This is a genomic window from Blastococcus sp. TML/M2B (assembly GCF_016612865.1).
GTDB lineage: Bacteria > Actinomycetota > Actinomycetes > Mycobacteriales > Geodermatophilaceae > Blastococcus.
On the sequence record NZ_JAENZZ010000001.1, the window covers coordinates 1,518,405 to 1,543,307 of the forward strand.

Consider the following 24,903-nt stretch of genomic DNA (forward strand, 5'->3'; position numbering starts at 1 on the left):
GCGGTCGGCCCGGCCCCGGCACCGCCGTCAGCGCCCGCGGGGGACCGGCAGCGTGGCGACCAGCTCGGCCACCACGTGCTCCGCGGTGCGCCCGCCCCCGGCCGACTCCGGCGCCAGCAGCAGCCGGTGGGCCAGCACGGGGACGGCGAGCGCCTTCACGTCGTCGGCGAGCACCATGTCGCGGCCGGCCAGGGCCGCCGCGGCGCGGGCGGCGCGCAGCAGCTGCAGGCCCGCCCGGGGGGAGGCGCCCAGCCGCAGCGCGGGGGAGCGGCGGGTGCCCTCGACCAGGTCGACGACGTAGCGGCGCACCGCCTCGGACACGTGCAGCCGGCCGACCGCCGCGATGAGGTCGCGCACCGAGGCGGCGTCGGCCACCGGCTGGAGGTCGGCCAGGGGATCGGTGGTCGCGCGGTCGTCGAGCATCGCCAGCTCGGCGGTCCGGTCGGGGTAGCCCATCGACACCCGGGTGGTGAAGCGGTCGCGCTGGGCCTCCGGGAGGGGGTAGGTGCCCTCCATCTCCAGCGGGTTCTGCGTCGCCATGACCAGGAACGGGCGGGCCAGCTCGTAGCTGACGCCGTCCACCGTCACCTGGCGCTCTTCCATGCACTCCAGCAGCGCCGACTGCGTCTTGGGGGAGGCCCGGTTGATCTCGTCGGCCACGACCACGTTGGCGAAGATCGCGCCGGGCTTGAACTCGAACTCGCGCGACTCCTGGTCGTAGACGGCCACGCCGGTGACGTCGCTGGGCAGCAGGTCGGGCGTGAACTGGATGCGCCGGACGGTCGCGTCGACCGAGGCGGCCAGCGCCTTGGCCAGCGTGGTCTTGCCGACGCCGGGCACGTCCTCGATCAGCAGGTGGCCCTCGGCGAGCAGCGTCACCAGCGCCAGGCGGACGACGGCGTCCTTGCCCTGGACCACGCGGCCGATGTTCGCGGCGATCCGGCCGGCCTCCGCGGCGACGTCGACGGGTGGACCGGTCAGCCCACCGGGGGTGCGTGTCGCCTCCGTCACCCGCCCCACGGTACGTGGCAGGCGCCTGGTCGGAGGGGTGCGCGCGGCCCCCGGGCGCCGGGGGCGGCCCGGACCGGGCGGCGCGGTGGGGAGGTGGACCGCGACACGGCGTTGAGTGGTGTCCAGTGGGGGCCAGTGGGTTACTGTGTCGCCTGGTGGGGAGGCAGGGACTGCTCAGGGGTCGCTGCGGAGCCGGTGGAGGACAGATGCGGGGGGTGAGCCGGTGTTCGTCGGCAGCTATCCCCTGCGCCTCGACGAGAAGGGCCGGCTCGCGCTGCCGGTCCGCTTCCGCGACCAGGTGGCCGACGGCATGGTGATCAAGAAGGGCCAGGAGCGCTGCGTCTACGGCCTCACCATGGCCCGCGTCGCCGAGCAGAGCGCCGCGATGGCCGCCATGGCGCCCTCCGACACCGCCCGGGCGCGCATGGCCGCCCGCATGAGCTTCGGGTCGATGGTCGAGATCGAGCCGGACAAGACCGGCCGCATCACCATCCCGGCGAGCCTCCGCGAGTACGCCGGGCTGGACCGCGACGTCGTCGTCGTCGGCGTGGACACCCGCTTCGAGATCTGGGACGCCGGCAACTGGGAGGCCTACGTGGCCGAGCTGGAAGCCGCCTACGCCGACATGGAGAGCGAGGGGATGCCGACGCTGTCGTGATCCCAGGTCGCCCCACCCGCCCCCACCCGGGCCCCGGGAACCCGTTCGAGCCGCCTTCCCCGCGGCTCGACCGGACCAGGCCCCAGCCGCCTTCCCCGCTGCTGGGTCCACGCCCCGAGGACCGACCGGGCCGGCAGGTGCGCCCGGCCCCGCCCTCCCCGGCGGGCCGGCACCGGTGACCACCCGGCCCCGCGGGGCACCACCTGACGCTCTTCCCCGACGCCAGGCGGCGCCCCGCGGGGGACGGACCCCCTCCCCGGACCGGTTCCGCGGACGACCTGCACCCACCCGCCCCACCGCGCCCCACGATCCCCACCGCGCCCCACCGAGAGGCAGTCGACGATGAGCAGCACCGGACCTGCCGAGGCGCCGGACGCGCCGCGGCCGCCGGTGCACGTGCCCGTCCTCCTCGACCGGATCACCGAGCTGCTCGCCCCGGCCTGTGCCGCCCCCGGCGCCGTGCTCGTCGACATGACCCTGGGCCTGGCCGGCCACTCGCTGGCCCTCCTTGACGCCCACCCCGGCCTGCGCCTCATCGGCCTGGACCGCGACCCCGACGCCCGCGCCGAGGCCGCCCGCCGCATCGCCGCCGCCGGCCACACCGACCGGGTCACCCTGGTCCCCGCCGTCTTCGACGAGCTGCCCGACGTCCTCGACCGCCTCGGCGTCCCCGAGGTGCAGGCGGTCCTGTTCGACCTCGGCGTCTCCTCGCTGCAGCTGGACCGCCCCGACCGCGGCTTCAGCTACTCCGCCGACGCCCCGCTGGACATGCGGATGAACCCCGAGCGCGGGCGCACCGCCGCCGAGATCGTCAACACCTACCCGGCCAAGGAGCTGGCGCGGGTGCTCCGGGTCTACGGCGAGGAGCGCTTCGCCTCCCGCATCGCCGCCGCGATCGAGCGCGAGCGCGCCCGCGAGCCCTTCACCTCCACCGCGCGGCTGGCCGACCTCGTCCGCGACGCCATCCCCGCGGCCACCCGGCGGACCGGCGGCCACCCGGCCAAGCGGACCTTCCAGGCGCTGCGCATCGAGGTCAACGACGAGCTCGGCGTGCTCGAGCGCGCGCTGCCGGCCGCGATCGAGGCGCTCGCCGTCGGCGGGCGGATCGCGGTCATCACCTTCCACTCCCTCGAGGACCGCATCGTCAAGCAGACCCTCGCCGAGGGCGCCACCGACCACACCCCGCACGGCATGCCCGTGCCCCTGCCGGAGCACGGCCCCGTGCTCCGGCTCCTGACCCGTGGCGGCGAGGCCGCCACCGACGACGAGGTCGCCGCGAACTCGCGTGCGGCCTCCGCCCGCGTCCGCGCGGCCGAGCGCATCCGGAGGGCGGCATGAGCAGCCGAGCCACTGCCCGCGTCCCCAGCGCCCGGGTGCCCGCCGCGCCGAGGACCTCGCCCTCGCGCCCCGTGCCCCGGACGGCGCCGCGCACCGCCCGCCCCCAGCTGAGCGTGGTCGCCCCGCCGGCGCCGCGCGCCCGCCGCCGCCCGCGCACGGCGCTGCGGCACCGGCGCGCGCCGTTCGTGCTGCTCGTCGTGGCCCTGCTGGCCGGCACCACCCTCGGCCTGCTGGTGCTCAACACCGCGATCGCCGTCGACTCCCTGGAGGCCACCCGGCTGCGCGCCGACAACGCCGCGCGGGCGCAGGAGGTCGCGCTCCTCCAGCAGCAGGTCATCGCCGGCGGCACCTCGGCCGCCATCGCCACGGCCGCCGTCGCCGCCGGGCTGGTCCCCGCCGGACCGGCCGCCTACCTGGTGCTCGACGCCGACGGCTCGGCCGTGCTCCGCGGGGAGCCGGCGCCCGCCGAGGCGCCCGAGCCGCCGGTGGAGACCCCCGCGGGCGGTAACTGACCGTGGCGGGCACCGTCCGCGGCCCCGGGACGGGACCGCGCAGCGGCGGCCGCCCGGCGCCGCGCAGCGGTCCGGGGGCCTTCACCTCCCGGCGTGCACCGGGCAGCCGGCGCAGCGGGGGAGCGGGGCTCTCGCTCGCCCAGCGGATGAGCCGCAACCGGATCGGGCTGGGTTTGCTGGTCCTGCTGCTCGTCGTCGTGGTGGGCCGGCTGGCCGTCGTCCAGGGCATCGACGGCGCGCGCTACGCCAACGCCGCCGCCCAGGACCGGCTGCGCACCTACCCGATCGCCGCCATCCGCGGCGAGATCACCGACCGCGAGGGCCGGCCGTTCGCCTACACCGCCGACGCCTCCACGATCGCCGCCGATCCCACCGTCGTCACCGACCCGGCCCGGGCCGCGCTGGCGCTCACCACGCTGCTCGACGTCCCGGTCGCCGAGCTCACCGAGAAGCTCGCGGGGGAGGGGCGCTACCAGCTGCTGGCCGAGGGGGTTCCCCCCGAGACCGCCGACGCCGTCCGGGAACTGGGGCTGGCCGGCATCGTGATCACCGACGCCCCGGAGCGGCGCTACCCGGCCGGTGCGGTCGGCGGGCAGGTCGTCGGCCTTCGTCGGCCGCGACGGCACCGGCCTGGCGGGCATCGAGCAGACCTTCGAGGACGAGCTCGCCGGCACGCCGGGCACCCGCCGGCTCGAGGTGGGCAGCGGCGGCAACCCCATCCCCTCCCGCGGCATCGACGAGTCGGTGCCCGCCACCGACGGCAGCGACGTCGCGCTGACCATCGACCAGGACCTGCAGTACGTCACCGAGCAGCGGCTCGCCGAGGCCTGCGCCGACGGTTTCACCACCCGCGCCTCGGCCGTGGTGCTCGACGTGCGCACCGGCGAGGTCGCCGCCATGGGCTCCTGCCCCGGCTACGACCCCGGACGGCCTGGTGAGACCCCTGACCGGCTGGGCAACCCGGTGGTCTCCGACGTCTTCGAGCCCGGCTCGGTCATGAAGGCCGTCACGCTGGCCGCCGCGATCGAGGAGGGCGAGGCGACGCCGGAGGAGTTCCTGACCGTCGACGGCCACATCCAGGCCGGCAACCGGCGGGTCACCGACGCGCACGACCACGCGCCCATCGACTGGTCCGTCACCGGCATCCTCGCCAAGTCCAGCAACGTCGGCACGATCATGCTCGCCCGCGAGGTCGGCGACGAGGTGCTCGAGCGCTACCTCCGGGCCTTCGGCATCGGCAGCCGCACCGGCATCGAGCTGCCCGGCGAGAGCAGGGGCATCTTCCAGGGCTCCGACGAGTGGAGCGAGATCCAGGCCGCCAACATCGCCATCGGGCAGGGCGTCTCGGTGACCGCGCTGCAGATGGCCTCGGTCTACCAGGCGATCGCCAACGACGGCGTCCGCATCGAGCCGCGCATCGTCCGGTCGGTCACCTCGCCCGACGGCCACGTCGAGCAGGCGGAGCGGCCCCAGGGCACCCGGGTGATCAGCGAGGACACCGCCGACGCGATGGCCTACATGCTCGAGGCGGTCGTGGGCCCCGGCGGCACCGCGCCGCTGGGCCAGATCGAGGGCTTCCGCGTCGCCGGCAAGACCGGCACCGCGCAGCGGGCCAACCCCGAGTGCGGCTGCTACGAGGGCGGCGGCTACTTCACCACCTTCGTCGGCTTCGCCCCCGCCGACGACCCGCAGTACGTGGTCGCGGTCGACCTGGAGCGGCCGACCAGCTCCGCCGAGGGCGGCCAGGTGGCCGCGCCGGTGTTCCGCGACATCCTCCGGTACGCGCTGACCGCCGACGGCGTCGTCCCCTCGGGCACGCCGCGCCCGGACTTCCAGCTCACCCGCGACCGCTGACCGGGCGCAGCGCTCCGCCCTCCCGCCCGCACACCCCCGGGGCGATCCCGCCACGTCGGCGGGGCGCGGTGGCACGAGGAGGAGGACCGGCGCCGGTAGATTGGAGCCCCGTGACCCCGACCGACGGCGGGTCGGCGCCCCCGCCCGCGGGCAGCCGCCCGCGCGCACCGCGCCCCGTGCCGCTGCCCGAGCTCGCCGATCTCCTCGGCCGGCCGGTCGCCGGCGACCCGGAGGTGACCGTCTCCGGCCTCACCCTCGCCTCCGGCGACGTCCGCCCCGGGGACCTCTACGCCGCGCTGCCCGGCGCCCGCACGCACGGCGTCCGCTACGTCGCGCAGGCCGTCGAGCGCGGTGCCGTCGCCGTCCTCACCGACCCCACCGGGCGCGCCGACGCGGTCGCGACCGGCCTGCCCGTGTGCGTCGTCGAGGACCCCCGCGGCGTGCTCGGCGAGGTGGCCGACCGCGTCTACGACCGGCCCAGCGAGCGGCTGCAGGTCATCGGCATCACCGGCACCAACGGCAAGACGACGACGGCCTACCTGGTGGAGGCCGGGCTGGCCGCCGCCGGCCGGGCCACCGGGCTCATCGGCACTGTGCAGACCCGCACGCGGACCGCCGACGGCGCCACCACCGCGATCCCCAGCGAGCGCACCACTCCCGAGGCGCCGGCCGTGCACGCCCTCCTCGCCGCCATGGCCGAGTCCGGCGTCGCCACCGTGGTCATGGAGGTCTCCAGCCACGCGCTGGTGCTCGGCCGCGTCGGTGCCGTCCGCTTCGCCGCCGCCGGGTTCACCAACCTGGGGCGCGACCACCTGGACTTCCACGGCGACCTCGAGGAGTACTTCCGCGCGAAGGCGCTGCTCTTCGACGGCCGCGCGGCCGCCGAGGTCGTCGACGTCGACGACGAGCACGGCCGCCGGCTGCTCGACCGCCCCGGCCGGCCCCGCCCGGTCACCGTCTCCACCGAGGGCGCGGACGCCGACTGGCGGGCGACCGACGTCGCCGCCGCGCCCGAGGGCGGTTCCACCTTCACCCTGCACGGCCCCGGCGGGCTGCGCCGCGACGCCCGGGTCCGGCTGCCCGGCCGGTTCAACGTGGCCAACGCGCTGCTCGCCGTCGCGCTGCTCGACGCCGTCGGGGTGCCGGTCGACGCCGCGCTCGACGGCATCGCCGCGACCGTCGTCCCCGGCCGGATGGAGCCGGTCGAGGCCGGCCAGCCCTTCGTCGCCGCCGTCGACTACGCGCACACCCCCGACGCCGTCAGCACCGCCCTCGCGGCGCTGCGGACGGCGACGACCGGCCGGCTGATCACCGTGCTCGGCTGCGGCGGCGACCGCGATACGGGCAAGCGCGCGGGCATGGGCGCGGCCGCGGCTGCGGGCAGCGACGTCCTCGTGGTGACCGACGACAACCCCCGCTCCGAGGACCCGGCCGCCATCCGTGCCGCGATGCTGGCCGGCGTGCTCGAGGTGCCGGCGCACCGCCGCGCCGAGGTGCACGAGGTCGGCGACCGCCGCGCGGCGATCGCGACCGCGGTGTCGCTGGCCCGCCCGGGGGACACCGTGCTGGTGGCCGGCAAGGGCCACGAGACCGGCCAGGAGGTCGCGGGCACCGTGCACCCCTTCGACGACCGCGCCGTGCTGCGCGAGGTCCTGGCGGAGGTGCGCCGGTGATCGCGCTGACCCTGGCGGAGGTCGCCGCCCTCGCCGGTGGCGAGCTCGCCGGCGACCCGGACGCCGCGGTCACCGGCGCGGTGACCCTGGACTCGCGCACCGTCGCCCCCGGCGACCTGTTCGTCGCCGTCGCCGGTGAGCGGGTGGACGGGCACGACTACCTCGGTGCGGCCGCCGCGGCCGGTGCCGCCGGCGCGCTGTGCACCCGGCCCGACCCGGCGCTGCCGTGCGTCCTCGTCGACGACCCGGTGGCCGCCCTCGGCCGGCTGGCCGCCGGCGTGCACGCCCGGCTCGCCGCGGCCGGTGGGCTCACCACGATCGGCCTGACCGGCTCGTCGGGGAAGACCTCGACCAAGGACCTGCTCGGCCAGGTGCTGGCGACGGCGGGGGAGACGGTCAGCCCGCCCGGCTCGTACAACAACGACATCGGCATGCCGCTCACCGTGCTCGGCGCCGACGAGGGCACCCGGTACCTGGTGCTCGAGATGGGCGCCCGCGGCCCCGGGCACATCGCCCGGCTGTGCGCCGTCGCCCGGCCCGACATCGGCATCGTGCTCAACGTGGGCTCCGCGCACCTCGGCGAGTTCGGCAGCGCGGAGGTCATCGCGCAGGCCAAGGGCGAGCTGGTGGAGGCGCTGCCCGAGAGCGGGACCGCCGTCCTCAACGCCGACGACGCCCGCGTGCTCGGCATGGCGCCGCGCACCCGCGCGCGCGTGGTCACCACCGGGCGGGCCGCGACCGCCGACGTCCGCGCCGTCGACGTGGCCCTCGACGACTCCGCCCGCGGCCGGTTCACCCTCGTCGCCGGCGGCGAGGAGCACCCCGTCGCCCTGCGCGTCGTCGGCGAGCACCAGGTCGCCAACGCGCTGTCCGCCGCCGCGGCCGCGCTGGCCGCCGGGATGGCCCCGGCCGCCGTCGCCGCCGCGCTGTCCGAGGCCGGGCCGCGCAGCCGCTGGCGCATGGAGGTCACCCGCCGCCCCGACGGCGTCACCGTCGTCAACGACGCCTACAACGCCAACCCCGAGTCGATGCGGGCCGCGCTCGCCGCGGTGGCCGGGATGCCGGCCACGCGGCGCATCGCGGTGCTCGGCGCCATGGCCGAGCTCGGGCCCGGCGCGGCGGCCGAGCACGAGCGGCTGGGGCGCGACGCCGCGGCCGCCGGGATCGATCTCGTCGTGGCCGTCGGCCCCGATGCGGTAGGCATAGCCGACGGTGCGGCCGCAGCCGGGCGTCGTCCAGGAGAGGAGTCGGTGCTCGTGCCGGACCGGGCCGCTGCCCGCCAGCTCGTGTCGGAGGTGCTGCGCCCCGGGGACGTCGTCCTCGTCAAGGCCAGCCGGTCCTTCGGCCTGGAGCTGCTCGCCGCCGATCTGCTCGACGAGGGGGCGAACGGATGAGGAGCGTCCTCATCGCCGCAGGCGTCGGCCTGATCCTGTCCATCCTGCTGACCCCGCTGGCCATCCGCGCCTTCCGGCGGCAGGGCCTGGGCCAGGAGATCCGCGACGACGGCCCCGAGAGCCACCTGTCCAAGAAGGGCACGCCCACGATGGGCGGCACGGTGATCGTCGGCGCGACCGTCGTCGGTTACCTGGTCGCGCACCTGGCGTTCATCGGCAACGCCGGCTGGGGCTTCAGCGCCACCGGCATCCTGCTGCTGTTCCTCATGGTCGGCATGGGCACCGTCGGCTTCCTCGACGACTACCTCAAGATCCGGCACCGCCGCAGCCTCGGGCTGAACAAGACCGCCAAGCTGGTCGGGCAGCTGCTGGTCGGCGTCACGTTCGCGGTGCTGGCGATCAACTTCCCGAGCAACGGGCTGACGCCGGCCTCCACCGTCGTCTCCTACGTGCGCGACATCGAGCCGCTCACCCTGGGCTCGATCGGCTTCGTGATCCTGGCCTACCTGTTCATCGCCGGGTTCTCCAACGCGGTGAACCTGACCGACGGGCTCGACGGGCTCGCGGCCGGCTCCTCGGCGATGGTGCTGGCCTCCTACATCGTCATCTCCTTCTGGCAGTTCACCCACGACTGCGCCAGCGAGCTCATCGAGGGCTGCTACCAGGTGCGCGACCCGCTGGACATCACGCTGGTCGCGGCCTCGGCCATGGGCGCCTGCCTGGGCTTCCTGTGGTGGAACACCAGCCCGGCGCGCATCTTCATGGGCGACACCGGCTCGCTGGCCCTCGGCGGGCTGATCGCCGGGCTGGCGATCGTCACCCGCACCGAGCTGCTGCTCGTCGTGCTCGGCGGCCTGTTCGTCGCCGTCACGCTCTCGGTGGTCATCCAGGTCGCCTTCTTCCGGGCCACCCGCCGCCGGGTGTTCCGGATGGCGCCGCTGCACCACCACTTCGAGCTCGCCGGCTGGACGGAGAACACCGTCATCGTCCGGTTCTGGCTGGTCACCGGGATGGCCGTCGCGTTCGGCCTCGGGCTGTTCTACGCGGACTGGCTCTCCTTCGTGGGGCTGTGATGGAACTCGGCTCGGCCCGCGTGCTCGTCGCCGGGCTCGGCGTCTCCGGGGTCGCGGCGGCCCGCGTGCTGCTGGAGCTGGGCGCGACGGTGCAGCTCACCGACGCCCAGGAGCGCCCGGTCGTCGCCGAGCTCACCGCGGCCGGCGCAACCTGGCTGGGCGACGCCGCCGCCGTCCCCGAGGGCACCGACCTCGTCGTCACCTCGCCGGGCTGGCGCCCGGACTCCCCGCTGCTCGCCGACGCCGCCCGCCGCGGGGTCGAGGTCGTGGGGGAGCCGGAGCTGGCCTGGCGGCTGCGCATCGCCGGGCCGGACGGCGTCCCCGCGCCGTGGCTCGCGGTCACCGGCACCAACGGCAAGACGACGACGGTCACCATGCTCGAGGCGATCCTGCTGGCCGCCGGCCGCCGCGCGGTGGCCGCCGGCAACGTGGGGCGGCCGCTGGTCGAGGTGGTCACCGCCCGCGACCCCGACGGGACGCCCACCTTCGACGCGATCGCCGTCGAGCTGTCCAGCTTCCAGCTGCACTGGTCCTCGACCCTGGCACCGGCCGCCGCCGCGGTGCTCAACGTGGCCGACGACCACACCGACTGGCACGGCTCCTTCGCCGCCTACCGCGACGCCAAGGCCCGCATCCTCGAGCGCTCGCCGGTCGCCGTCGCCGACGCCGGGGACCCGGTCGCCGCGTCGCTCGCGGCGGCGCACCCGCACCCGGTCACGGTCACCCTCGGCGAACCGGCGCCCGGCCAGCTCGGCGTGCGCGAGGGGGCGCTGGTCGACCGGGCGTTCGCCGCCGACCCGGCGGGGGAGGTGCTGCTGGAAGCGGGTCTGCTGCAGGTGCCCGGCCCGCACAACACGGTGAACGCCCTGGCCGCCGCGGCGCTCGCGCGGGCGGCCGGCGTTCCTGCCGAGGTCGTCGGCCGCGGGCTGGCCGGCTTCCGCGGCGGCGCCCACCGCAACGTGCTCGTGGCCACCGTCGACGGCGTCGACTGGGTCGACGACAGCAAGGCCACCAACCCGCACGCCGCCGGCGCCTCGCTGGCCTCCTACCCGCGCGTGGTGTGGATCGCCGGCGGGCTGCTCAAGGGCGCCGACGTCGACCCGCTGGTCGCCGCCGTCGCGCCGCGGCTGGCCGGTGTGGTCCTCCTGGGCCGCGATCGGGACCGGATCGCCGCCTCCCTGGCGCGACACGCCCCGACGGTCCCCGTCGTCACGGTCCCCAGCGGCGACGATGGCGGGATGGATGGGACGGGTGTGACGGCCGAGGCGACGACGGCGCGCGTGGTGGCGGCCGCGCGCGGGCTCGCGCGCCCCGGCGACACCGTGCTGCTCGCCCCCGCGGCGGCGTCCATGGACGTCTACCGCGACTACGCGCACCGGGGCACCGCCTTCGCCGCCGCGGTCCGGGCGCTGGGCTGACCCCGTGACGACGACGCAGACCCGTCCGCGTCCTCCCCGGTCCGCGCGCGAGGAGCGCGTGCGGCCGCCGGCCCGCCGCTGGGCGGCCCCCGCCTGGATGGACGGGCCGATGACCAGCTGCCACCTGGTGCTGGGCGCGGCCGGCCTGCTGCTGCTCATCGGGCTGGTCATGGTCTTCTCCGCCTCCTCGATCGAGGCGGCGCTGGCGCAGGAGGCGGCCTGGGCACCCGGCGTCCAGCAGCTGGTCTGGGCGGGCCTGGGCCTGACCGCGATGCTGGTCACGATGCGGCTGCCGGTCGGGCTGATCCGCCGCTGGTCGCCGTTCGCGCTGGTCGCCGTCGCCGTGCTGCTGCTCCTGGTGCTCGTGCCCGGCATCGGCGTCCGCCTCAACGGCGCGCGGCAGTGGATCGACCTGGGCTTCACGCTCTTCCAGCCCTCGGAGCTGGCCAAGATCGTGCTCGCCCTCTGGGGCGCGCACGTCCTGGCGCTGCGCGAGCGCTACCTGACGACGACGTCGCTGCTGGTCCCGGTCCTGCCGGTGTTCGGCGTGCTCTCGCTGCTGATCATCGCCGAGCCGGACTTCGGCGGGGTCGTGAGCCTCGGGCTGGTGCTCGTCGGGCTGCTGTGGGCCGGCGGGATGCCGCTGCGCTGGTTCGGCGCGTTCGCCGCGGTCGGGGCGCTGCTGATCGCGCTGCTCGTGGCGGTGGCGCCCTACCGGATGGACCGCATCACCGCGTTCATGGACCCCTTCGCCGACCCGACCGACACCGGGTTCCAGGCCATCCGCGGCTTCTACGCGCTGGCCAGCGGCGGCTGGTCCGGCGTGGGCCTGGGCAACAGCGCGATGAAGTGGAACATCCTCCCGGAGGCGGAGTCGGACTACATCTTCGCGATCATCGGCGAGGAGCTGGGCTTCCTGGGCTGCCTGGTGGTCGTCACCCTCTACGGGGTGCTGGCCTACGCCGGCTTCCGCATCGCCAAGCGGGCGGCCGACCGGTTCGTGCAGCTCGCCAGCGTCGCGATCACCGTGTGGCTGGTCGGCCAGGCCACCATGAACATGGGCTACGTGGTCGGCCTCCTCCCCGTGACCGGCGTGACGCTCCCGCTGATCTCCGCGGGCGGCACGTCGCTCATCCTCACCCTCGCCGTGATCGGCCTGCTCGCGCGCTTCGCCTGCACCGAGCCCGCGGCCGTCGAGGCCCTCCGCGCGCGGGACCGCGGCCGGCTCTCCCGGCTGCTGCTCCCCGCCCCCTCGGCCGCCGTCGAGCCGGTCCGCCCCCGCCGCCGTCCCGAGGACCAGGACGCGCAGCGCCCGGTGGTCGGCAGCGGGCGCACCGTCGTGCCCGCCCGCGCCCCGGTCCGCCGGGAGCGGCCGGTCCGCACCCCGGCTGCGCCGCGGCAGGCCGCGCCGCGGCAGGCCGCGCCGCGGCAGGGCGGAGCCCGCGCCTCGGCGCCGCGGCCGGCGCCCGACCGCCGGTCCGGGGGGCCCCGGTGAGCGGCGCGTCCCGACCGCTGTCCGTCGTCCTCGCCGGCGGTGGCACCGGCGGCCACATCGAGCCGATGCTCGCCCTCGCCGACGCGCTGCGCCGCACCCCGGCCGCGGCCGACGGCGGGCTGCGGATCACCTGCCTGGGCACCGCCCGCGGCATGGAGACCCGGCTGGTCCCCGCCCGCGGTTACGACCTGCGGCTGATCCCGCCGGTGCCCCTGCCGCGCAAGCCCACCGTCGACCTGCTGCGCGTGCCCGGGCGGGTGCGGCGCGCGGTCGCCGAGACCCGCGCGCTGCTCGACGAAGTCGGTGCCGACGTCGTCGTCGGCTTCGGCGGCTACGTCGCGCTCCCGGCCTACCTGGCGGCGCGGCGGGCCGGCGTCCCGGTCGTGGTGCACGAGCAGAACGCGCTCCCGGGGCTGGCCAACCGGATCGGCGCCCGGCTGGCCGCGCGGGTCGCCGTCACCACGCCGGGGACGCCGCTGCACCGCGGCGAGCACGTGGGCATGCCGCTGCGCACCGCGATCTCCGCGCTGGACCGCGCCGCCCGACGCGCCGAGGCGCGCGAGACCTTCGGCCTGGATGCCGACCGGCCCACGCTGCTGGTGTTCGGCGGCTCGCAGGGCGCGGCCACGCTCAACCGGGCCGCGGTGGGTGCGGCCGACGCGCTGGCCGCGGCCGGCGTCCAGGTGCTGCACGCCCGCGGACCCAAGAACACCGACGTGGTGGTGTCGCCCCGCGGCGACGGCGCGCCGCCCTATGTCGTCGTCGACTACCTGGAGCGCATGGACCTCGCCTACGCCGCCGCCGACCTCGCCCTGTGCCGGTCGGGCGCGGTGACCGTGGCCGAGCTCTCCGCCGTCGGGCTGCCCGGCGTCTTCGTGCCGCTGCCGATCGGCAACGGCGAGCAGCGGCGCAACGCCCTGCCCGTGGTCGAGGCCGGGGGAGGGCTGCTGGTGGAGGACGCCGAGCTGACGCCGGCCTGGATCGCCGAGCACCTGGTGCCGCTGCTCACCGACCCGGACGCGCTGGCCGGCTACGCCCGGAACGCCGCCGCGGCGGGGGCGCCGGACGCCGACGAGACCCTGGCTGCGATCGTGCTCGACGTGGCCGGAGTCGAGCAGTGAGCGCAGCGGACGTGGCGGCCTGGACCGGTGCGGTGCCCGCGCCGGCCGAGCTGGGGGCGGTGCACTTCGTCGGCATCGGCGGCGCCGGCATGAGCGGCATCGCCCGCATCCTGCTCGCCCGCGGCGTGCGGGTGTCGGGCAGCGACCGGCGGGACACCCCGACGCTGCTGGCCCTGCGCGCCCTGGGCGCGCGGGTCGAGCTCGGGCACGACGCCGCGCACCTGGGCGACGCCGACACCGTCGTGGTGTCCACCGCGATCCGGGACGACAACCCGGAGCTCGCCGGCGCGCGGGCCCGCGGGCTGCGGGTGCTGCCCCGGGCGGTCGCGCTGGCCTCGGTCATGGCCGGGCGGCGCAGCGTGGCGGTCGCCGGAACGCACGGCAAGACCTCGACCACCTCGATGCTCACCGTCGCCGTGCAGGCCTGCGGCGCGGACCCCTCCTTCGCCATCGGCGGCACCCTCAACGAGTCCGGCTCAAACGCGCACGCGGGGGAGGGCGACATCTTCGTCGCCGAGGCCGACGAGAGCGACCGCTCGTTCCTGCTGCTCGCGCCGTTCGGCGGCATCGTCACCAACGTCGAGGCCGACCACCTGGACAACTACGGCGACCTCGCCGCGGTCGAGGCGGCCTTCGACCGGTTCCTGCAGACGATCGACCCGGCCGGCTTCCTCGTGCTCTGCGCCGACGATCCCGGGTCGGCGCGGCTGCGGGGCGTGCCCACGCCGGCCCGGGTGCGCACCTACGGTCGCGACGCCGACGCCGACCTGCGCCTGGACGACCTGCGGGTCGAGGGCGACGCCACCAGCTGGACCGCGGTGCTGGACGGCCGCGAGCTCGGCCGGGTGCGGATCCGCGTGCCGGGGGAGCACATGGCCCTCAACAGCGCCGCCGCGCTCCTGGCCGGCCTCGAGCTGGGACTGCCCGCCGAGGCGCTGATCGATGGCCTGGGCCGCTTCGGCGGGGTGGGCCGGCGGTTCGAGCTCAAGGGCGTCGTCGACGGCGTCCGGGTCTACGACGACTACGCCCACCACCCGACCGAGGTGCGCGCCCAGCTGCGTGCGGCCCGCGCGGTCGCGGGGGACGGCCGGCTGGTCGTGGCCTTCCAGCCGCACCTGTACAGCCGGACGCAGGAGTTCGCCGCCGGCTTCGGCGAGGCCCTCGGGCTGGCCGACGAGGTCGTCGTCATGGAGATCTACGGCGCCCGGGAGGACCCCGTCCCCGGGGTGACCGGCGCGCTGGTGGCCGACGCCGTCCCGCTGCCGGCCGAGCGGGTGCTGTTCGAGCCGTCCTGGTCGGCGGCCGCCCCGGCGCTGGCCGCGCGGGCCCGCGCCGGCGACCTGGTCATGACGATGGGCGCGGGCGACGTCTCGATGGTCGGGCCCGAGGTGCTCGAGGCGCTGACCGCCCGCGCGTCCGGACGGACCGGGGAGGACGGGGCGGGCGGGGCGACGGGCGCCCTCCGGTGAGCCGGACCGGGACGACCACCAAGGACCGCGACGGCGGCTCGTCCCGGCGGCGCCCCGCCGAGCGGCGCACCGGCGCCTCGGTCACCTCGCTGCGCGACCGCCGCCGTGACCGCCGGCGCGGGCGGTCGGGACGGCGCCGCCGCGCGCTCCAGGCCGGGCTGGGCGTGCTCGTGCTCGGCCTCCTCGCGTGGGCGCTGTGGGCCGGCCCGCTGCTGGCGGTCCGCTCCGTGCAGGTGGACGGCACGACCACGCTGCCGGCCGAGCTGGTCCGCGAGACCGCGGGCATCGACGACGGCACGCCCCTGCTCCGGGTCGACGTCGACGCCGCCCGGGACGCCGTCGCCGAGCTGCCCCAGGTCGAGTCGGTCACGGTGAGCCGCGGCTGGCCCAGCCGCGTGGTCGTCACCGTCGTCGAGCGGACGCCGCTGGCCGTCGTCGGCGAGCCCGGCCGCCGGTCCCTGCTGGACGCGCGGGGGGTGCTCTTCGACACGGTCACCGGCGAGCCGCCCGCGGGCGTCGTGCCGCTCGCCGTGGCCGAGCCCGGCCCGGACGACCCCGCGACCACCGCGGCGCTCACCGCGATCGGTGCGCTCCCGGCCGGCATCCGCGAGCAGCTGGGTCTCGTCGAGGCGCCCGGGCCGGGCGCCCTCGTGCTGACGCTGACCGACGGCACCGTCGTCCGCTGGGGCGGCCCGGAGGAGTCCGAGGACAAGGCGCGGATCCTCGCGGCGCTGCTCGACGAGATCGACGCCGGCACCGTCGAGCCCGCCACCGAGCTGGATCTCAGCGTCCCCGACGCCGTCGTCCTCCGGTAGCGGTCGCGCACCGTCGCCACCCGTGTCCGCAGCGCGCGGACGGGCCCCGCGGGTCGACACGCCCACCACCGCGACACGCCCGGAGGGCAAAACAAATGTCGCGGGTGTGATTCCCGGGGTCGGTGGGAGTCTGCACCCCGGCATGAGACGAATCCGGCGCGAGTCGTCACGGCCAGTGGTGAAGATGTGACCGGTGTGTCGCCAGTGGTCCGTGGCGTCCGGCCCTACCGACACGCCGAGCCGGAGCGGGTGCTTGTAGCGCCTCTCGGCCCGCACCTAGCTTCATCCCCGTCGACCGAGTTGACATAACTGTAAGGCTGAACTTGAGGATGAGGGTCCAGTTGGGGAGCGCCGCATGACACCTCCGCACAACTATCTAGCGGTCATCAAGGTCGTCGGCATCGGCGGCGGCGGGGTGAACGCGGTCAACCGCATGATCGAAGTCGGCCTCAAGGGGGTCGAGTTCATCGCGATCAACACCGACGCGCAGGCGCTGCTGATGAGCGACGCCGACGTCAAGCTCGACGTCGGCCGGGAGCTCACGCGCGGGCTGGGGGCCGGTGCGCAGCCCGACGTGGGCCGCCAGGCCGCCGAGGACCACCGCGAGGAGATCGAGGAGGTCCTCAAGGGGGCCGACATGGTCTTCGTGACGGCCGGCGAGGGCGGTGGCACCGGAACCGGTGGCGCGCCCGTCGTGGCCTCCATCGCGCGCAAGCTCGGCGCCCTGACCATCGGCGTGGTCACCCGCCCGTTCGCCTTCGAGGGCAAGCGGCGCGCGGTGCAGGCCGAGTCGGGCATCGAGGAGCTGCGCAACGAGTGCGACACGCTCATCGTGATCCCGAACGACCGGCTGCTCCAGCTCGGCGACCGGAACGTCAGCGTCATGGACGCCTTCCGCACCGCCGACCAGGTGCTGCTCTCCGGTGTCCAGGGCATCACCGACCTGATCACCACGCCCGGCCTGATCAACCTGGACTTCGCCGACGTCAAGTCGGTCATGTCCGGAGCGGGCTCGGCGCTCATGGGCATCGGCAGCGCCCGCGGGGACAACCGCGCGCTGCTCGCCGCCGAGCAGGCGATCGCCAGCCCGCTGCTGGAGGCCTCGATGGAGGGCGCCCACGGCGTGCTGCTGTCGATCTCGGGCGGGTCCGATCTGGGGCTGTTCGAGATCAACGAGGCCGCCTCGCTGGTCTCCGACGCCGCGCACCCGGACGCCAACATCATCTTCGGCGCCGTCATCGACGACGCCCTCGGTGACGAGGTCCGCGTCACGGTCATCGCGGCCGGCTTCGACAGCGGTAAGCCGAACGTGCGCAAGGACGGCGCGGCCGCCTCGGTGCCCGCCGGCCAGGCGCCCGGCGCGGTGCCCAGCGGTCTCTCGCCGCACCGCCGGCCGTCGATGACCCCGATGAACCCGGTGGCCGCCCCGGCGCCTCAGGGCTCGGGGGAGCGGCTCGCCCCGGCGCCGCAGGCGGCGGCCACCCCGGCCCGCCCGGCGACGCCGGCTGCCGCGCCGCAGCAGGGCGGCGGCATCACCGTGCCGCCGCTGCCGCCGATCCCGAGCGCGATCAACGGCCGCCGGCCGCTGTCGAACGAGGACTTCGAGGAGGAGCTCGACATCCCCGAGTTCCTCAAGCAGTAGCCCACGAGCCGGGCGGGGACCCCTCCGCCCGGCCGTAAGGTCGACGCGATGAGTACGAATCCGGCCGCCCCGTCCTCGGCACGACCCCGCAGGGTCGTCACCGATCGGCGGGGCGGCCGTTCGCTGCCGCCCTACGACTCGTTCAACCTCGGCGACCACGTCGGCGACGACCCGGCCGCGGTCGCGGCGAACCGGTCCCGCGTGGCCCGCGAGCTGGCCGTCGCCGAGGACCGGCTGGTCTGGATGGAGCAGGTGCACGGGGCGCGCGTCGCCGTCGTGGAGGGCCCGCAGGACGGCCCGCTGCCCGGCACCGACTCCGTCGTCACCGCCGTACCGGGGCTCGTCCTCTGCGTCCTGGTGGCCGACTGCGTTCCCGTGCTGCTCACCGACCCGGTCGCCGGGGTGGTCGCCGCCGTGCACGCGGGCCGCGAGGGCGTGCGCCGGGGGGTGCTGCCCGCCACCCTCTCGGCGATGGCGAGCCTGGGCGCCCGCGCCCGGCACGTCACCGCGCTGCTCGGCCCGGCGGTGTGCGGCGCCTGCTACGAGGTGCCCGAGGCGATGCAGGCCGAGGTCGCCGCCGTCACCCCCGCGGCCGCGGTGCGCACCCGGCGCGGCACCCCCGGGCTCGACCTGCGCGCGGGGCTGGCCGAGGTGCTGGGCCGGGCCGGCGTGACCGAGGTCGTGCACGACCCGCGCTGCACCGTCGAGGACCCCCAGCTGTTCTCCCACCGCCGCGAGGGCGTCACCGGGCGACAGGCCGGCCTGGTGTGGCTCGACCCGTCGTGACCGGCCTCGGCGCGCACCTCGACGCGGTGCGGGCGCGGATCGACGCCGCCGCCCGGGCGGCCGGGCGGGATCCTGCCGCGGTCTCGCTGCTGGCCGTCAGCAAGACCCGGCCCGCGGCCGACGTGCGGGAGCTGGCCGCGCTCGGCCAGCTGGACTTCGGCGAGAACCGCGCGCAGGAGCTGATCGGCAAGGCCGGCGAGCTGGCCGACCTGCCGGTGCGGTGGCACTTCATCGGCCAGCTCCAGCGCAACAAGGCCGCCGCCGTGGCCCGGCTGGGCGCTGTCGTCCACTCGGTCGACCGCACGTCCCTCGCGCAGGCCCTGAGCCGGGCGGGGGAGGCCGCGCAGCGGCCGGTGGACCTCCTGCTCCAGGTGGACCTCGGCGGGCCGGAGGGGGAGCTGGGCGCCCGCGGGGGGGCGGCCCCGGACGACGTCCCCGGCCTGGCCGACGCCGTCGCCGAGCTACCGGGCGTGCGGCTGCGCGGGCTCATGGCGGTCGCCCCGCGCGGGGAGGAGCCGGGGCCCGCGTTCGCCCGGCTGGCCGCGCTCGCCGATCGCGTGCGTGCCGAGCACCCGGGCGCCGTCGAGCTCTCCGCGGGCATGAGCGGGGACCTGGAGGAGGCGGTCGCGGCGGGTGCCACGATCGTGCGTGTCGGAACCGCGTTGTTCGGCCGGCGGCCCCTAGCCTCGCCTCACGACACATGAGTCACACCAGTCCCAGGGGCCCCCGGAGCCCCGGAGTGGCTCCGTCGACGATCGTCGAAGGTGCATCTGAGCACGCTGGCAGAGGGGGAGGTCCGATGGCTGGAGCCATGCGGAGGATGGGGATCTACCTGGGGCTCGTCGAGGACGACGACGCCCGCGGGTACGGCCGGTACGACGCCCGGCAGTCCGACCATCCCGACGCCGATCGCCGGTACTCGCGCTACGACGAGGACCGGTACGACGACTACGACGGGGCCGACTACCCGGCCGGCTACGACGAGGACGAGCCGGTGCCCGCCGAGCCCGCCCCGGCGCGCGCCCCCGAGCCGCTCAGCGTGCGCCGGGTCGCCCCGGCCCGCCCGCTCGGGCTGGCGCCGTCGGCCGGCACCGGTGGCGGTGGCTCGCGGATCAGCGCCATGAGCAGCGGCCCCGTGGGCGCGGCCGGTCTCGCCGTCCGCGAGCCGGTGGCCGCCGTCGTCCCGGAGCCCGCTCCGGCGCCGGCCCCCGCGCCGCAGCCGTACCGGATCACCACGCTGCACCCGCGCACCTACAACGAGGCGCGCGTGATCGGCGAGCGGTTCCGCGACGGCATGCCGGTGATCATGAACCTCACCGAGATGGACGACGCCGACGCGAAGCGGCTCGTCGACTTCGCCGCGGGACCTGTCGTTCGGGCTGCGCGGTAGCATCGAGCGCGTCACGGCGAAGGTGTTCCTGCTGAGCCCGCAGAACGTCGACGTGACGGCCGAGGACAAGGCGCGGATCCGCGAGGGCGGGTTCTTCAACCAGTCCTGAGGCAGGCGCGGCGCCCATCCGGGCGCCCATGACGGCGGCACCCCCGGGTGCCAGGACGAACGAGGACCGTGGCACTTCTCTGGTTGATCCTCTACGTGGTCCTGACCGTGTTCCTCGTGCTGCTGTTCGCGCGGTTCATCGTCGACTGGGTGATGGTGCTGGCCCGCAGCTGGCGCCCCGCGGGTGCGGTGGCCGCCGGTCTGGAGCTCGTCTACAGCACCACCGACCCGCCGTTGAAGGCCGTGCGCCGCGTCATCCCGCCGCTCAACCTGGGGACGATCCGGCTGGACCTCGGCTTCATGGTGGTCCTGATCGCCGTGGTCATCCTCCGTGGCATCGTCGGGGGTCTGGCGCGCTAACGTGATCGACACTCCCCGGGCAACCGGACGGTCGATCCAGCGCGTCCCCCTCCGGTTGTCCGCAGCCCACTCGTCCCGCCGTACCTCTAAGGTGACCTGATGCCACTCACGCCTGCCGACGTGCACAACGTCGTCTTCAAGAAGCCGCCCATCGGCAAGCGGGGCTACGACGAGGACGAGGTCGACGCCTTCCTCGACGTGGTGGAGGCCGAGCTGGCCCGCCTGATCGAGGAGAACAACGAGCTGCGCTCCGGCGCCGGCAGCCGCGTCCAGGCGCGCGCCGAGGAGCGCCCCGAGCCGGCCCCCGCCCCCGCGCCCGTCGCCGCCGCGCCCCCGGCGCAGCCGCAGCAGGACGACAGCGCCCGCGCGTCGCGGATGCTGGCGCTGGCCACCGAGACGGCCGACCGGTACGTCAACGAGGCCAAGACCCAGGCCGAGCAGATGCTCAGCGGCGCGAAGACCAACAGCGAGCGGCTCATGACCGACGCGCGCGCCAAGAGCGAGCAGATGGTCACCGAGGCCAAGCACCGCGCCGACTCGATGATCGGCGACGCCCGCACCCGCGCGGAGACGCTGGAGCGCGAGGCCCGGGCCAAGGCCGCGGCCCTCGACCAGGACGCCGAGCGCCGGCACGTCGAGGCGATGGGCAGCCTCGAGGAGAAGCGCAGCAGCCTCGAGCGCAAGATCGAGGAGCTGCGCACCTTCGAGCGCGAGTACCGCACCCGGCTGCGCTCCTACCTCGAGTCGCACCTGCGCGACCTGGACAGCCGCGGCTCGGCGGAGCCGGCGTCCAACGCCCGGCAGAACCAGCACGCCGGCGCCTGACCGACCGCGCTCCGCGCGGAGCGCGCTGCAGGGCCCCCGGACCACCGTCCGGGGGCCCTGTGCCGTTCCCGGGGGCGGAGGGCGTCGTGAGCGCGCCGCTGGGGTCGTGCCCCTAGAGTTCGGGGCGTGATCATCGTGGCCGGCCTGTTGGTGCTCGGAGGTCTCGGACTCTTCGTGGGCGGCGTGCTCACCGGGATGACCGCGCTCTACTGGGCGTGCGTCGGGGTGTGCGTGCTGGCCGCGGTGCTGCTGTTCCTCGCCCGCCGGGGGATGGCCGCTCCTGCCGAGCCCGTCCCGGCTGCCCCCACCCCGCCCGCCCGTGCGGCGACGGAGCCGGCCCGGCGGCCGGCGACCACCGAGGCCCCCACCGGCCGGCACGCGGGGAACGGCGCCGCCGCCGCGCCGCCCGCGGAGCCGGTCCTGCCGGCCACGCCGGCCGCACCGGTCTCCGCTCCGCCGCCGGCGTCGTCGTCGCAGCGCGCGGACGAGGGCGAGCCGCCGGTCGAGGAGGTGGAGGTCACCGACCTGCTGCTCGTCGTCGACCTGAAGGACGAGGTGCTCGTCGTCGACGAGCACCCGCGCTACCACGTGCCCGGCTGCGCCGCCCTGACCGGCCGGGAGGTCGTCCCGATCCCGGTGGACGAGGCCCGCGCCGACGGCTTCACGCCGTGCGGCACCTGCCGGCCCGACGCCACGCTCGCCGAGGGCGTCCGGGCCCGCAGGCGCGGCTGATCAGCGCGGGCTGCGCACCACCCAGAAGCGCGAGCCCTCCGGCCCCTCGACGCCCTCGCCGTCGCCCGGCCCCTGCGTGACGCGCTCGGCGAGCACCTCGGCGGCCAGCGCGTCGGCGTGCTCGGTGACGGCCCGGGCGACCGCGCCCTCACCGGTCCAGGAGAGCTCGATCCGGTCGCTGACCTCCAGGCCCGCGTTCTTGCGCGCCTCCTGCACCAGCCGCACGACCTCGCGGACCAGGCCGGCCCGCTCGAGCTCGGGGGTGAGGGTGAGGCCCAGGGCGACGGTGAGCCCGCCGCCGCTGGCCACGGTCCAGCCCTCGCGCGGGGTCTCGGTGACGATCAGGTCCCCGTCGGCCAGCGCCACGGGCGAGCCCTCGACCTCCACGGTCGCGGTCCCCGCGCGGTAGGCGGCGGTGAGCGCGGCCGGGTCGGCGGCGGCGACGGCCTTCGCGACCGCCTGCACCTGCTTGCCCAGCCGGCGGCCGACCGCGCGGAAGTCCACCTTGACGCTGACGTCGACGAGGTCGCCGCCCACGGCCGAGAGCTCGACGAGCTCGGCCACGTTCAGCTCGTCGGCCACCTCGGCGACCAGGTCGCGGGGGAGCGCCGACCATGCGGGTGCCGCGACTAGCGCGCGGGCCAGCGGCTGCCGGGTGCGCACCTTGGCCGAGGTGCGGGCCGAGCGGCCCAGCTCCACGAGCCGGCGCACCAGGTCCACCTGCGCCACGAGCGCGTCGTCACGGGCGTCCTCGTCGACGGCGGGCCAGGAGGCCAGGTGCACCGAGTCGACGGCGCGGTCGGCGGCCGCCCCGACCAGGCCGGGGACGACGGCGCGGCGCCAGACCTCGTCGGTGACGAACGGCGTGAACGGCGCCATGAGGCGGGTCAGCCCGTCGAGCACCTCGTGCAGCGTGGCCAGGGCGGCGGGGTCGCCGTCCCAGAAGCGCCGCCGCGAGCGCCGGACGTACCAGTTGGACAGGTCGTCGACGAAGCCGGCGAGCAGCCGGCCGGCGCCCTGGGTGTCGAAGTCCTCCATCGCGTCGGTGACCTCACGGGTCACCGCCGCCAGGCGGGCCAGCGCCCAGCGGTCCAGCAGCGGGCGCTCGGCGCGCGCGGGCGCCGGCGTCGTCGCGGGATCCCAGCCGTTGGCCTCCGCGTACAGGGTGAAGAAGCTCGCGGTGTTCCAGTAGGTGAGCAGCACCTTCCGGACGACCTCGGAGAGCGTCTCGTGGCCCACGCGCCGGGCCGACCATGGCGAGCCGCCGGCCAGCATGAACCAGCGGACGGCGTCGGCGCCGTGCCGGTCCATCAGCGGGATGGGCTCCAGGATGTTGCCCAGATGCTTGCTCATCTTGCGGCCGTCCTCGGCCAGGATGTGGCCCAGGCACAGCACGTTCTCGTAGGAGCTCCGCTCGAACACCAGCGTGCCCACGGCCATGAGCGTGTAGAACCAGCCGCGGGTCTGGTCGATCGCCTCGCAGATGAACTGCGCCGGGTAGGCGGCCTCGAACTGCTCCTGGTTGCGGTGCGGCGCGCCCCACTGGGCGAACGGCATCGAGCCGGAGTCGTACCAGGCGTCGATCACCTGCCGGACCCGCCGGTAGGTGCCCTCCTCACCGGGCCGGGTGAAGGTGACGTCGTCGATGAACGGGCGGTGCGGGTCCAGGTCGGACAGGTCGCGGCCGGTCAGCTCGGAGAGCTCGGCCAGCGAGCCGACGGCGACCATGCGGGACGGGTCGGCGTCGTTCCGCCAGATCGGCAGGGGTGTGCCCCAGTACCGGTCCCGGGAGAGCGCCCAGTCGACGTTGTTGGTGAGCCAGTCGCCGTAGCGGCCGGTCTTGATGCTCTCCGGGTACCAGGTGGTCTTCTGGTTCTCGGCGAGCAGCTGGTCCTTGATCTCGCTGGTCCGGATGTACCAGGACGGCTGCGCGTAGTACATGAGCGGCGTGTGGCAGCGCCAGCAGTGCGGGTAGCTGTGCTCGAAGCGCTGCTCGCGCCACAGCACCCCGCGGGCCTGCAGGTCCTCCACCAGCGCTGGGTCGGCGGCCTTGAAGAAGTGCCCGCCCACCAGGGGGACGTCGGGCAGGAAGTGGCCCGTGGCGTCGATCGGGACGACGACGGGCAGCCCGTAGCCGCGGCACACCGCGAGGTCGTCGGCGCCGAACGCGGGGGACTGGTGCACCAGGCCGGTGCCGTCCTCCGTGGTCACGTACTCGGCGAGCACGACGTAGTGGGCGTCGCCCTCCGGGAACTCGACCAGGTCGAAGGGGCGCTGGTAGTGCACCCGCTCCCAGTCGCGGCCGGTGGTCCGGGCGAGCACATCGACGTCGTCGGTCTCCCCGAAGACGGCGGCGAGCAGCGGCTCGGCGACGACGAGCGTGTCCTCCCCGCGCCGCGCGACGACGTAGGTGACGTCGGGATGCACGGCGACGGCGGTGTTCGACGGCAGCGTCCACGGCGTCGTCGTCCAGATCAGCAGGTCGGCCTTCCCGGCCCACTCGCCGCTGGTGACGGGCATGCGGACGTACACCGAGGGATCGGTGATCGACTCGTACCCCTGGGCCACCTCGTGGTCGGAGAGGCCGGTGCCGCAGCGCGGGCAGTAGGGGGCGACCCGGTGGTCCTCGACCAGCAGGCCCTTCTCGAAGATCTGCTTGAGCGACCACCACACGCTCTGGATGTAGCCGGAGTCCATGGTCCAGTAGGCCGTGGACATGTCCACCCAGTAGCCCATCCGGCGGGTCAGCTCGGAGAACGAGTCGACGTGCCGCTCGACCGACTCGCGGCACTTCGCGTTGAACTCCGCGATGCCGTACCGCTCGATGTCCGGCTTGCCCGCGAACCCGAGCTCCTGCTCGACGGCGATCTCCACCGGCAGGCCGTGGCAGTCCCAGCCCGCGCGGCGGGGCACGTGCCAGCCCTGCATCGTCTTGAACCGGGGGAAGACGTCCTTGAACGCGCGCGCCTCGATGTGGTGCGTGCCCGGGCGGCCGTTGGCCGTCGGCGGCCCCTCGTAGACGTTCCACTGCGGCCGGCCGGCCGAGCCCTCGAGCGTCCGGGCGAAGATCTTGTCGGCCTCCCAGCGCTGCAGGATCTGCTGCTCCAGCTCCGGCAGGTCGACCTGCGGGGGCATGGCTGCGAACGGGCCGGTGGCCGAGGGGGAACTCACGCCGCCATTCTCCCCGAACCGGCAAACGGGTTCGGGGCGGGCGTCCGCCGCGCCGCCC

The 24,903-nt window shown here is 75.8% G+C and carries 21 protein-coding genes and 1 pseudogene; 20 read left to right on the forward strand and 2 right to left on the reverse strand.

From position 1 onward, the window contains the following. Positions 1-27: 27 nt before the first annotated feature. A complete protein-coding gene (locus JKP75_RS07420; RefSeq protein WP_200492899.1) occupies positions 28-1,011 on the reverse strand; it encodes a MoxR family ATPase in 984 nt (327 codons plus the stop codon). 223 nt (positions 1,012-1,234) lie between these two features. Between JKP75_RS07420 and mraZ the strand changes: the two genes are divergently transcribed. The 20 genes and pseudogenes from mraZ to JKP75_RS07515 all read left to right on the forward strand — a co-directional run bounded on the left by mraZ (position 1,235) and on the right by JKP75_RS07515 (position 21,674). Beyond that, complete coding sequence (gene mraZ / locus JKP75_RS07425) at positions 1,235-1,669, forward strand: division/cell wall cluster transcriptional repressor MraZ (RefSeq protein WP_200491960.1); 435 nt, start codon at positions 1,235-1,237, stop codon at positions 1,667-1,669. A 342-nt stretch (positions 1,670-2,011) separates the two neighbouring features. Beyond that, positions 2,012-3,007, forward strand: coding sequence for a 16S rRNA (cytosine(1402)-N(4))-methyltransferase RsmH (rsmH, locus tag JKP75_RS07430; protein ID WP_200492900.1), 996 nt, complete (start codon positions 2,012-2,014; stop codon positions 3,005-3,007). Beyond that, positions 3,004-3,519 carry a hypothetical protein gene (locus JKP75_RS07435; protein ID WP_200491959.1) on the forward strand — a complete coding sequence of 172 codons (516 nt, stop codon included), beginning with the start codon at positions 3,004-3,006 and terminating at the stop codon, positions 3,517-3,519. The genes rsmH and JKP75_RS07435 overlap by 4 nt, the downstream gene beginning before the upstream one ends. Before the next feature lie 2 nt (positions 3,520-3,521). Continuing rightward, positions 3,522-4,457, forward strand: a complete 936-nt coding sequence (locus JKP75_RS20835; RefSeq protein WP_309229614.1) for a hypothetical protein — start codon at positions 3,522-3,524, stop codon at positions 4,455-4,457. Then, positions 4,417-5,373, forward strand: coding sequence for a penicillin-binding protein 2 (locus JKP75_RS20840; protein ID WP_242473173.1), 957 nt, complete (start codon positions 4,417-4,419; stop codon positions 5,371-5,373). Before JKP75_RS20835 ends, JKP75_RS20840 begins: the two co-directional genes overlap by 41 nt. 110 nt (positions 5,374-5,483) lie before the next feature. Then, positions 5,484-7,046, forward strand: a complete 1,563-nt coding sequence (locus JKP75_RS07445; RefSeq protein WP_200491957.1) for a UDP-N-acetylmuramoyl-L-alanyl-D-glutamate--2,6-diaminopimelate ligase — start codon at positions 5,484-5,486, stop codon at positions 7,044-7,046. Then, positions 7,043-8,440 (forward strand): UDP-N-acetylmuramoyl-tripeptide--D-alanyl-D-alanine ligase, encoded by a 1,398-nt coding sequence (gene murF, locus JKP75_RS07450; protein ID WP_200491956.1) that lies wholly within the window; start codon positions 7,043-7,045, stop codon positions 8,438-8,440. Before JKP75_RS07445 ends, murF begins: the two co-directional genes overlap by 4 nt. Further along, positions 8,437-9,513, forward strand: a complete 1,077-nt coding sequence (gene mraY / locus JKP75_RS07455; RefSeq protein ID WP_200491955.1) for a phospho-N-acetylmuramoyl-pentapeptide-transferase — start codon at positions 8,437-8,439, stop codon at positions 9,511-9,513. Before murF ends, mraY begins: the two co-directional genes overlap by 4 nt. Beyond that, positions 9,513-10,931: a UDP-N-acetylmuramoyl-L-alanine--D-glutamate ligase gene (murD, locus tag JKP75_RS07460; RefSeq protein ID WP_200491954.1), complete on the forward strand. Its 1,419-nt coding sequence runs from the start codon at positions 9,513-9,515 to the stop codon at positions 10,929-10,931. The genes mraY and murD overlap by 1 nt, the downstream gene beginning before the upstream one ends. A gap of 4 nt (positions 10,932-10,935) precedes the next feature. After that, on the forward strand, positions 10,936-12,426 hold the full coding sequence (ftsW, locus tag JKP75_RS07465; protein WP_309229615.1) for a putative lipid II flippase FtsW: 1,491 nt from the start codon (positions 10,936-10,938) through the stop codon (positions 12,424-12,426). A gap of 65 nt (positions 12,427-12,491) precedes the next feature. Next, complete coding sequence (gene murG / locus JKP75_RS07470; protein ID WP_242472208.1) at positions 12,492-13,547, forward strand: undecaprenyldiphospho-muramoylpentapeptide beta-N-acetylglucosaminyltransferase; 1,056 nt, start codon at positions 12,492-12,494, stop codon at positions 13,545-13,547. Continuing rightward, positions 13,544-15,016, forward strand: coding sequence for a UDP-N-acetylmuramate--L-alanine ligase (gene murC / locus JKP75_RS07475; RefSeq protein ID WP_200491953.1), 1,473 nt, complete (start codon positions 13,544-13,546; stop codon positions 15,014-15,016). The genes murG and murC overlap by 4 nt, the downstream gene beginning before the upstream one ends. Further along, positions 15,013-15,831 carry an FtsQ-type POTRA domain-containing protein gene (locus JKP75_RS07480; RefSeq protein WP_200491952.1) on the forward strand — a complete coding sequence of 273 codons (819 nt, stop codon included), beginning with the start codon at positions 15,013-15,015 and terminating at the stop codon, positions 15,829-15,831. Before murC ends, JKP75_RS07480 begins: the two co-directional genes overlap by 4 nt. Before the next feature lie 355 nt (positions 15,832-16,186). Next, positions 16,187-17,473: a cell division protein FtsZ gene (gene ftsZ / locus JKP75_RS07485; RefSeq protein ID WP_200491951.1), complete on the forward strand. Its 1,287-nt coding sequence runs from the start codon at positions 16,187-16,189 to the stop codon at positions 17,471-17,473. A 48-nt stretch (positions 17,474-17,521) separates the two neighbouring features. Continuing rightward, on the forward strand, positions 17,522-18,259 hold the full coding sequence (gene pgeF / locus JKP75_RS07490; protein WP_200491950.1) for a peptidoglycan editing factor PgeF: 738 nt from the start codon (positions 17,522-17,524) through the stop codon (positions 18,257-18,259). 26 nt (positions 18,260-18,285) lie between these two features. Continuing rightward, positions 18,286-18,963, forward strand: a complete 678-nt coding sequence (locus JKP75_RS07495; protein WP_309229687.1) for a YggS family pyridoxal phosphate-dependent enzyme — start codon at positions 18,286-18,288, stop codon at positions 18,961-18,963. Between the two features lie 512 nt (positions 18,964-19,475). Then, positions 19,476-19,758 (forward strand): annotated as a pseudogene (locus JKP75_RS24440) (cell division protein SepF); the annotation flags it as partial. A gap of 68 nt (positions 19,759-19,826) precedes the next feature. After that, complete coding sequence (locus JKP75_RS07505) at positions 19,827-20,117, forward strand: YggT family protein (protein WP_200491948.1); 291 nt, start codon at positions 19,827-19,829, stop codon at positions 20,115-20,117. 99 nt (positions 20,118-20,216) lie between these two features. Next, on the forward strand, positions 20,217-20,942 hold the full coding sequence (locus JKP75_RS07510; RefSeq protein ID WP_200491947.1) for a DivIVA domain-containing protein: 726 nt from the start codon (positions 20,217-20,219) through the stop codon (positions 20,940-20,942). A gap of 126 nt (positions 20,943-21,068) precedes the next feature. Further along, positions 21,069-21,674 (forward strand): hypothetical protein, encoded by a 606-nt coding sequence (locus tag JKP75_RS07515; protein ID WP_200491946.1) that lies wholly within the window; start codon positions 21,069-21,071, stop codon positions 21,672-21,674. On the opposite strand, the gene ileS is transcribed toward JKP75_RS07515, so the two are convergent. After that, positions 21,675-24,845 carry an isoleucine--tRNA ligase gene (gene ileS / locus JKP75_RS07520; RefSeq protein ID WP_309229617.1) on the reverse strand — a complete coding sequence of 1,057 codons (3,171 nt, stop codon included), beginning with the start codon at positions 24,843-24,845 and terminating at the stop codon, positions 21,675-21,677. It lies immediately after the preceding gene. Positions 24,846-24,903: the final 58 nt, after the last annotated feature.